The following is an 8,933-nucleotide window of genomic DNA, read 5'->3' as shown; positions in this document are numbered from 1 at the left end:
CAAGGGCAACAAAGCCTGAAACTCCTGACTCCTGACTCCTGACTCCTGACTCCTACCACCACCGAAAAACTTTTTCAGCAGACCCTATTTAAATAATGCAAAAAAAGCTTACCAAAACCAGCCCGATAGTTAGGGATATTTTGGCAAATATCTCCAAACGATAGACAGTTTGGCAGTAGGTTATGGACAGAACCCTTTTAGCAGAAGGTTCTCAAATTTGAGAGTTCGAGTATTATCTGACCTGTGTGGGCATCTATCACATAATCAGTTAATTCCAGTGATGTTCCAACAGATTTTTCGCCACTGGTTGGAGCCATAACTTTAATGTTCGTAACATAAACAAGTCTCCACTCACCTAGCTTGTGAGTGGAGCCATTAAAAAAGTGTTTGAAATAATAGTAAAGCTCGGGATTAATATCACAACCCTTTAGGGCTTCTCGGGAAATAGGCTCACCCTGCTCAAGACAATATTCGTAGATCGAATATTTTATATCTTTTTCAGTAACTTGCGGATTTTTGTCAGGAAATCCTTTTTTTACAGCTTCATCTTGAGCAACTTCAGACGAGTTTGCAAACAAAAATTTATTGTCTTCGTCTAAATCAACAATGATCGAGGAGCCGTATAAAGGGATACCTTGGTGTCGGAGGCGATATTTGAATTTGAATGCTTGAGTAAATTTCGATTGATACTTATCTACAAGTTCAAATTCAACTGGCAAACCTGTGGACAATTGGACTCGCTGAGTGTCCCCCGGCTCGGGTTTGGGCTCAGGGCTAATGAAATAGCTCCACTCCTCCTCTGCGCCACCAGCAATTCTCATTTTGATGCTAGAAGCAGATTTTAGCACCCCCACCAAAAATGTCAAACACTGATTGGCGATCGCAATTTTGCCACCTGTTAAATCTCTGTTTCTGTCTGTATAAATTGTTACTTTTTGAAATGAGAATTGCTGCTGCGCCACTGGGCGAACCCGAGCGAGACAACTCAATTGCTCTATGTTCTAATTCAGTTGTTTTTTTCTTTTCTAACTGTTTTGGCATTTTACAATCACTGCAAAGGTGTTACAAAGTGTTACAAAAACGAGATAAAATAACCTTGTCCATTTATTCTGACGAAAATTGTCGAATATGTCCATAATGTACAGAATATTTGTCCAGTATGCACATACAGTGACAGCGTTAAAAATTTTTCATGTATTATGGCACAAAACGCACATATAAAAACCGTCCACACCAGTTCAGTGATTGATAAGCTATCGGTCTCTTCCTTCATCATCAACCTCTTTCCTACAATCATCTACAGGGTTTAACTACGAAGGCTAACAAACCAATTACTGATAATTTTAACAAGGTTTACAAAAATTAATGCAGATTTTTTATGCACATCCCCCAGATTAGCCTGTATTATATGAACATAACTATTGATCAAAACGGGCGTCTAGGGCTGAATCATCAGAGTAACATCTAAACCTATGAGCGATCTGGACACAGAAAATCAAAGACAAAGCGATGAAGACCGAAAAAGAGATGCTGCGGTGTATTTGCATCTCCTCAACAATCTGACCGATTTGGACATTAGTGAGGATAATCCCAAACCGAATGAGTACAAAATAGCCAAACAATGGGGACAAAATCGCATTTTTGTCCGGCGAGTGCTGCGTTCGGTGATGGGAGAGCGTTACCAAGAAAAGGAACGGGAGGAGCGGATACCCAGTTTAAGCTTGGGGAAATTAGTTACTATTCTTACCTCACTGGAGGCTTATTGGCAAGGAGAGTCAGCCAAAAATAAGGATAGTTTAGCCCAGAAAATGATCAATAAGTTTACCCAACAAGAAAAAGAACGAGTTCTCAAAAAATATGCACAGTTATCTCTGGATGAAAGGAAGAAATTGGGATTACTTGTTCATCCCGAAGCTGGTTTACTTGAGCAGTTAAAAGAGATCATTACCGATGAAATACAGCAGGATTCCCTAGACGTTGTTAGCTTTTATAAACAGGCCATTAATCTATACAGTTCCCAAAAACAACAACACAGTTACCTAAAGTCCCTTGATGCAAATGATCATCTAGATATTGATGAATATTTCAAGCTAGTTAATCAGATTACAGAGTATATTCAACCACGATTAAAAAAATATTATCAGCATTTATCAACAAACTCAGAGCAGGAAATTATCAAGGATTTGGTTGATAAGATTTTAAGAGAAGTGAGCCGGACAGAATTTCAAGCTGGACTCAGACAAGTTAAAACTGTTATTGAGCAATGTCCAGCCTTTGTTAAGGACAATTTTACTAGCGATTCCATATCCAATCTGTTTTTAGAAAGCCTAGTAGATTCAATTATCAAAAATAACTTGTTAGGAGATCAATTTCCTGTTTATATCGACTATTTAGAAATTGAGAAAGTTAAACCTCTGCCCTTAAAATTATACCGAGGGGAAACAGGTTTAATTAATTCTCATTTTCTGGCTGATAATGAAGACGAAAATAGGTATTATGCTCAAGGATTAGAAAAACAGATAGCTTATAGGGTGCGAGTGTATTTTTATGTTTATCCCCCAGAGAACTGGCAACCAACCTTAGAAATCAGCCCATTTTTCAAGCAAGAAGAATCAAACAATCGATTAGAATTTTGTGAAGAAGTGGTAGGTGTGGGCAGTCCTATCGCCCATATTACCACCGCAATTAATCGATTTTTGTTTGAGGGGATAGATATTTTGAAAAAGCAAGGCTATCTGCCTGTCACCCAAAAAATAGTCAGTGAAGATAAAGTGATTGGCAATACAAGAAATAGTGCTGTTTGGTCTTATTCTCTGGTTAAGTTATGTAAACAAAAAGATGTAAAAAACTCTCTAAAAGATGAAATTGATTATAATCAAATTGTCGCCGATCAAGAATTAGCAACAGGAGAATTTTACGGATTCGATCTTCTAGAATCTGCCGCTAAGTCTGCCCTTCACGCTCGACTGAGAGCTATTGAAAAAACGGCAATTGATTCCCAGCAATATCTACAACAACTTTGTCAGAGGATTGAGGAAAAATATATACTAAAAAAAGCAGAAAACTGGATAAAATTTTACCCTTTCTCTCTCAGGGCTATGCAAGATTATTTAGAAAAAAAACTGTTTAAGGATAAATATCGCAATTGGGATGAGAGAAATTTCAAGGAAGTTAATAATAATCAAGCTTGGAGTATGGTGGCCTATGAAGCACATTTGGCAATTACTCAAGTATATCTTCAAGAAGGTCTCTATCGTATTGCCAAAAAATATCTTGAGGTTATTAAACCCCATATCGAAAAGGGACGACTAGACGATAAACTATTAGTTAGTCTCTACCATATCTGTCTATTTGATTATCATTTTTATACAGACCTTGAAGATGAGGAACGTGACCATCAAGAAAGGGGTTCTGCAATTCGTAAAGCTGAAGAATGTTTGAACATTGCTGAAGAATATTTGCAGGAATATTTGAAAGAATACGCAATAATTGGTGAATACTCTCAAACTAATGTTCATCCTTTTTTCTATTATCTATCTCGTATCTATTCGCACCGCGCTAAAATTTATCTCTTTTTTCCTTACATTGCTCAATTACCCAGTCCCAAAACTCATTTATTAATTGAACCTCTTCGTCTCTTAGAAAAAGCTCGTATTTATGCGGCTAGAGACGGTGATGCTAATTACTATGCTTACTGGACAGTGTATCAAATTTGGTCTTATTTAATCACTGCTTATGTCGGAGACACCAAGCTATTAAAGGGACAATTTACCCGCCAAAATTGTCTAGAATGGGCCGAACGTTTAATTAAAAATGCTCTTGATTGTTATGGAGAGCGAGGCAGAAAATCTTATCAACAGATAAAAAATTATAGTGGTAAACAGACAGAGTTTAGTATATCAAATATAGTTTATGAACAATACAATGATATTTATGTGCAAACTATTCCCCCAATTATTGAAATCGGAAAGGGCAGCAGCCACTTAGACGAGTTTTATCAAAAAATATTTCAATCTAGTCAATCTCAACAAAAAATTATACAGCTACCCATGTCAGCATTAACTTACCTTGACTCAAATTCAGATAATAAAATTTATTTATTTGGTATTCACGCTAGTCTTCTTTTATTTGGGTTGGGACTGGTGGAACTTTGTAAAGATAATCAGGAAGAAGGATTAGAAGAACGTATTCTTATGGCTATGAAAAGGTTTACTTTAGGAGCGGCAATTGCATCTGAGGGAACAGTGGATGAAAAAAGAGGAGAAAAAACCTATCTTCAGCGAATATTTACCGAGCAAAAGCAAAATAATAATCAAAAAATGCCCGAAGATTTTCAAATTAGAGGCTTATATCCTCACCGGTTAACTCAGTTTACCGCTAAAGGGAAAATTTTTGCAGCAACCTGTCGAGTAATTCTCCTTTTGTATAACTACGAAAAATATAACAGCTATTGGCCAGAGGTCGCCTATCTTTTGAATGATTTACACGATGCTCAAACTATTATAAGATCGAATAATCCTGATTATTCTTTGGGGCAAAATCGCTATAGTGGCCATCTAGTACAACAATTTAAAGGGGTTAAAAGTTACTTGGAAAGTCAGAAAAATTCTGGCAAATCAGGTTCTTTAGAGGAAATTAGAAACAGAATTGTTACTGATATATTCAAAATACTTCGCGGCGACAAAGTGTAACTATATCTGCTAATTCCTAAATTTTAGACCGCAAACAATTAATCCGTTGTTGGGAATTAGTGGCGGTTTTAGCTGACCAAAAGAATAATTTAGTCAAGTTTAGTCTCGATAGCGAAAATGACCGTTTATCCCTAGCGGTGGAATCTCCTGATTTATCTAGTTTGTGCCGTCCATCTGGGGGGGTGACTAGCGATTTCTAGCTTAACCGGCGTTCGGGATAACGCTATAGAAGGGAGTGTTAGAAAACCTTGGCCAATTCTAGATTCTCAACTCCTTGGTTAATAGGCGATCGCTAACAAGAAGTCCTCCCTACCGATGGACTGGGTTTTACATCAATCTGCTTAACCCGAACTCAGTTTAATTTAGGCTTTTCTGCCGAAAACAAAAGATAATCATCAAACGCCATAAACCAACCCCGATTTCTTGACCAAGCTTCAAGTCCCGGGTTATCTTTCTGGAGATCGATAACTAAATCATGCTTACTAATCCCTTGGCTAATCTGGGCAAAATAATGAACCATTGCCGGCCAAACATATTCACTAATAGATAAAGCTTGGATATTAACAAATCCATGCTTTTTGAGTTTTTCTACATAAGTATGTCGGTCGTATTGATTAGCAAAGGGAATACACATTTTCTTACTATTAACCCGCAGCCAGAAGTTAATTTCTCGCCCCACTCTAGGCAAACAATCCGCTATAGCCAACCTTCCACCGGGCTGCAAAACTCGAAAAGCTTCCGCAAAAAAATCCTCACGAGTGTCAAAATGAAAAGCACATTCTAAAGCGGTCAACTTATCAAAAGAATTCTCAGGAAAGGGTATTTGAGTAGCCGAGCCGACTTGAAGTTTTATCCTGTCCGATAACCCTGCTTTAGCTACTCTTTCTTGAGCAATTTCTACTTGTAACTCGGTTGTATTTAGACCGATAATTGAGCCAACATTGTTTTCTCTTACCCAGAGTAAATCCTGTTCAGCAAAACCGAAACCCACATCCAAAAGGTGATCTCCGGCTTTAAGTTCGGCCACTTCGGCTAATTTACGCGCTAAAGCGGCACAAGCTCCGTTATAAGTTGTTTCTTCTTTCCAATAACCAAAATTAAGCCATTGGGGAAAATTAGGATCCTGAAGATGAGGATCGCGTTTCGCTATATTAGTATACAGTTCAGAAACTTGAAACTGATCTTGCAAAAACGCCATTTCTCGAGCTGGATTAAGGACAAATTGTTTGATGATTGCCCAGCGATTACGCCATTCATCTTTGAGGGGAATTTTGCCGATGTTTTCCAAATTATTATCCTCCTAAGGATTTTTCAGAAATATTGTCATTTTTAATTAACCGAATCCCTGAGATTCTCTAGATGCTTTAAAAAAGATTCCACACCTCTGGATTAATCATATAAGGGGGCTTCTCTCCCTGAAGCACTTGTAATATTTGATTCGCCGCCGAAACAGCAGCCGCTAGACTCGCTTCAGGGGTTACTCCGGCTAAATGAGGTGAGAGAATGACATTCTCAAAATTATATAAAGGATTATCTAAAGCCGGCGGTTCTGGTTCAAAGACATCTAGGGCGCATCCAGCTATCAATTTTTGATTAAGGGCGATCCCTAAATCCTTTTCACAAACGACTTTTCCCCGGGAGGTATTAATTAAAAAAGCTGTTGGTTTCATCTTTTTAAAAACTGAGATATTAAACATTTCCCGTGTTTCACTTGTTAGTTCAGGATGCAAAGAAACAAAGTCCGATTCAGCCAGAAGAACATCTAAATCTTTGACCCAAGTTGCTCCTACTGTCTCCGCTTTGCTGGCTGGAACATAGGGATCATAAGCTAATACTCTCATCCCCAGTGCTAGGTTACATTTGTGAGCCACCAGAGTACCAATTCTTCCTAAACCCACAATACCGAGGGTCTTGTTTTCGAGTTGAATCGGTTGGCTCTGATTGCGAATTAAATAGTTACCCTTTTTCACACAATGATCGAAAAAAGGGAGCTTTTTGGCAAGGGCTAAAATCATAGATAAGGTGTGTTCTGCCACAGCTGTAGTTGACATTCCGGGATTATTAACAACGATAACACCCTGTTCTGTTGCTGCCATAATATCAATAGAATCTGTGCCAAATCCAGAGGTACTAATTACTTTTAAGTGTTTTGCTAATCGGATTGATGAAGCCTCTAACTTATTAGGATAACGCACAAAAACGCCAGATACTTCTTGAATGGCCTCATTAATTTTATCTGGTGTAGGGTTGGACAAAATCTCTATATTAGTAGATTCTTCAAGAAGTTTTTCCCCCGCTTCATCATACATTTTTCCGATTAAAAGAACCCTGGGTTTTTGAATATCCATAGTCAGAGTTTTTGGTGAAGTAGTAGTCATCGTAATTTTTCCTAAATTGAGTTTTAGCAATGAAACAGTTACAGAGATTTTGAGGATCGATAATCATCTATGGAAACAAGTCGCCAACTAGAATCCTCTAAAAGTTCTAACACCCATTGATGATACTTAAATAAACTTTCTCTATGTCCTACGCTAATAAAAGTTGTCTGTGCTTTTTGTAACTGCTCATATAAGGTTTGTTCGTTGTTCAAATCTAAAGCACTTGTGGCTTCATCTAAGATTACATAGCGGGGATGGGTTACTAACAATCGGGCAAAAGCAAGGCGTTGTTGTTCTCCTAAAGATAATATATTTTCCCAAGGGACTTCCGCATCAAAGCCATGAACTTTTGTGGCTATATTTTGAAGATTAACTTGTTGTAAAACGGATTCAAGTTCTCCATCGGTCATTTCACGGGTTGTTTTAGGATAAAGCAACTGTTCTCTGAGAGTTCCTAAAATAATATAAGGACGTTGAGGTAAAAAGAGAAATTGTTCTAAGGGAGGTCGTTTTAAACAACCAGTTCCTGCATTCCATAAGCCAGCAATAGCTCTTAATAGAGAACTTTTACCTCGTCCACTTGGTCCGACAATTAATAAACCCTCGCCTGGTTCGATAGATAGGGATAAATGTTGAACAATTACCTTTTCATAATCTGGTGTTTGTAAAGTAACATCCTCAAACTCGATCTGATTTTTTTCAAGGGTTTTAATGGTACTAGCATCCTTGGGTTGTTGTCCCATTTCTTCTAAGACCGAAGAAAATTCAGATAGACGCTCAACATAACTGGAAAATCTGCCCAAAGAACCAAATTCAAGGATTAACTCAGAAAAACCATTAGCAAACATACTGCAAGCAATAATAGCCTGATTAACTTGTCCGAAATCAATTTCCCCGCGAATATAGGCTGGAGCGAAGACGACAAAGGGAAATATTTGAATAACTGAGCGATAACTTCGACTAAAAATGTCTTGATTTTTCTCCCAATCAATCTTACTGAGAGAATTTCTGACGAGATTATTAAATCGACGTTGAATTATTTTAAACTCTTGATTTTCGCCTTGAAAAAAGGCAATGGATTCAGCATGATTCCGAACATGAGTTAAAGTGTAGGTGTAATTAGCTTTGGATTCCAGTTCTTCTTGACTAATCTTATCTAATTCTCGACTTAAAGAAACAGCAATTAGGTTGCCGATAATTGTATAAGCCACTAGAATCAAGGCGGCTAGTCGGGAAATTGAGAAAAGAATTACTAAAAAAGTCGTCATTTCTAAGACTTTTTCTAATAAAATAGCCCCAAAATTAACAGCATTTCTAGCAATGGGTTCTATTTCTTGAGAGATCCTTTGATCTGGATTATCCACATCGGATCTAAAATTAATTTTATAATAAGCGCGATGGCTCAAATATTGGGTAACAACCTGCTGATTTAGCCATTCATACCAATCCAGAATAATTCTTTTTTTAACAAATTTAGAAAATGCAGTAAACAGGGTAATTAAAAGTAATCCTAAGCCATAAAGTAATAAACTTGTCAGAAACTTAGAGGCATTTTTATCTTGAATAATGACATCAACCAAATAGCGATTAACGAAGCTATTAACTGCATTAGAGGCCACCAGTCCAACAATTACTAAAAGGAGGAGAAACAGCATTCCCCATGAACTTATTACCTCTGAAAATGTCCTTCCTTTAGGATCGGTTGGATACCAGTAAGGAGCGGCAATCAATTTCAAATTATCAAAAAATTGATGAGAACTTTTGGCGGTTTCTTGTTGAAAAAATGGAGTTTGCATAGTTTTAATATAGGGTAACTTTTAGGAAATGCCTTGAATTTTTTTTAACTTCAAGCTTTCTAACTTCA

At 37.4% G+C, this 8,933-nt stretch carries 5 protein-coding genes and 1 pseudogene; 2 read left to right on the top strand and 4 right to left on the bottom strand.

Annotated features, from left to right (window positions below; all coding sequences use genetic code 11):
- Positions 1–197: 197 nt before the first annotated feature.
- A complete protein-coding gene (locus BGL89_RS02720) occupies positions 198–962 on the bottom strand; it encodes a hypothetical protein (RefSeq protein ID WP_286824312.1) in 765 nt (254 codons plus the stop codon).
- A 510-nt stretch (positions 963–1,472) separates the two neighbouring features.
- Between BGL89_RS02720 and BGL89_RS02715 the strand changes: the two genes are divergently transcribed.
- Positions 1,473–4,691, top strand: a complete 3,219-nt coding sequence (locus BGL89_RS02715; RefSeq protein WP_286824311.1) for a HypX (modular protein) — start codon at positions 1,473–1,475, stop codon at positions 4,689–4,691.
- A 20-nt stretch (positions 4,692–4,711) separates the two neighbouring features.
- Positions 4,712–4,852 (top strand): annotated as a pseudogene (locus BGL89_RS02710) (DNA polymerase III subunit beta); the annotation flags it as partial.
- 191 nt (positions 4,853–5,043) lie between these two features.
- Here the strand turns inward: BGL89_RS02710 and BGL89_RS02705 are convergent.
- From BGL89_RS02705 to BGL89_RS02695, 3 genes are all read right to left on the bottom strand, one after another.
- Positions 5,044–5,979 (bottom strand): class I SAM-dependent methyltransferase, encoded by a 936-nt coding sequence (locus tag BGL89_RS02705; RefSeq protein ID WP_286824310.1) that lies wholly within the window; start codon positions 5,977–5,979, stop codon positions 5,044–5,046.
- 76 nt (positions 5,980–6,055) lie between these two features.
- Positions 6,056–7,069, bottom strand: a complete 1,014-nt coding sequence (locus BGL89_RS02700; protein WP_286824309.1) for a hydroxyacid dehydrogenase — start codon at positions 7,067–7,069, stop codon at positions 6,056–6,058.
- Positions 7,070–7,107: 38 nt separating this feature from the next.
- Positions 7,108–8,865 (bottom strand): ABC transporter ATP-binding protein/permease, encoded by a 1,758-nt coding sequence (locus tag BGL89_RS02695; protein WP_286824308.1) that lies wholly within the window; start codon positions 8,863–8,865, stop codon positions 7,108–7,110.
- Between the last annotated feature and the right edge of the window lie 68 nt (positions 8,866–8,933).

The organism is Microcystis sp. LSC13-02, from assembly GCA_002282935.1.
Taxonomy (GTDB): Bacteria; Cyanobacteriota; Cyanobacteriia; order Cyanobacteriales; family Microcystaceae; genus Microcystis.
The sequence above is the reverse complement of the archived record's forward strand: the minus strand, read 5'-3'. Positions and strand labels throughout refer to the sequence as shown.

Coding starts and splice junctions, on each gene's coding strand:
- BGL89_RS02715 (WP_286824311.1), top strand. CDS start 1,473: ATGAGCGATCTGGACACAGAAAATCAAAGACAAAGCGATGAAGACCGA.
- BGL89_RS02700 (WP_286824309.1), bottom strand. CDS start 7,069: ATGACTACTACTTCACCAAAAACTCTGACTATGGATATTCAAAAACCC.
- BGL89_RS02695 (WP_286824308.1), bottom strand. CDS start 8,865: ATGCAAACTCCATTTTTTCAACAAGAAACCGCCAAAAGTTCTCATCAA.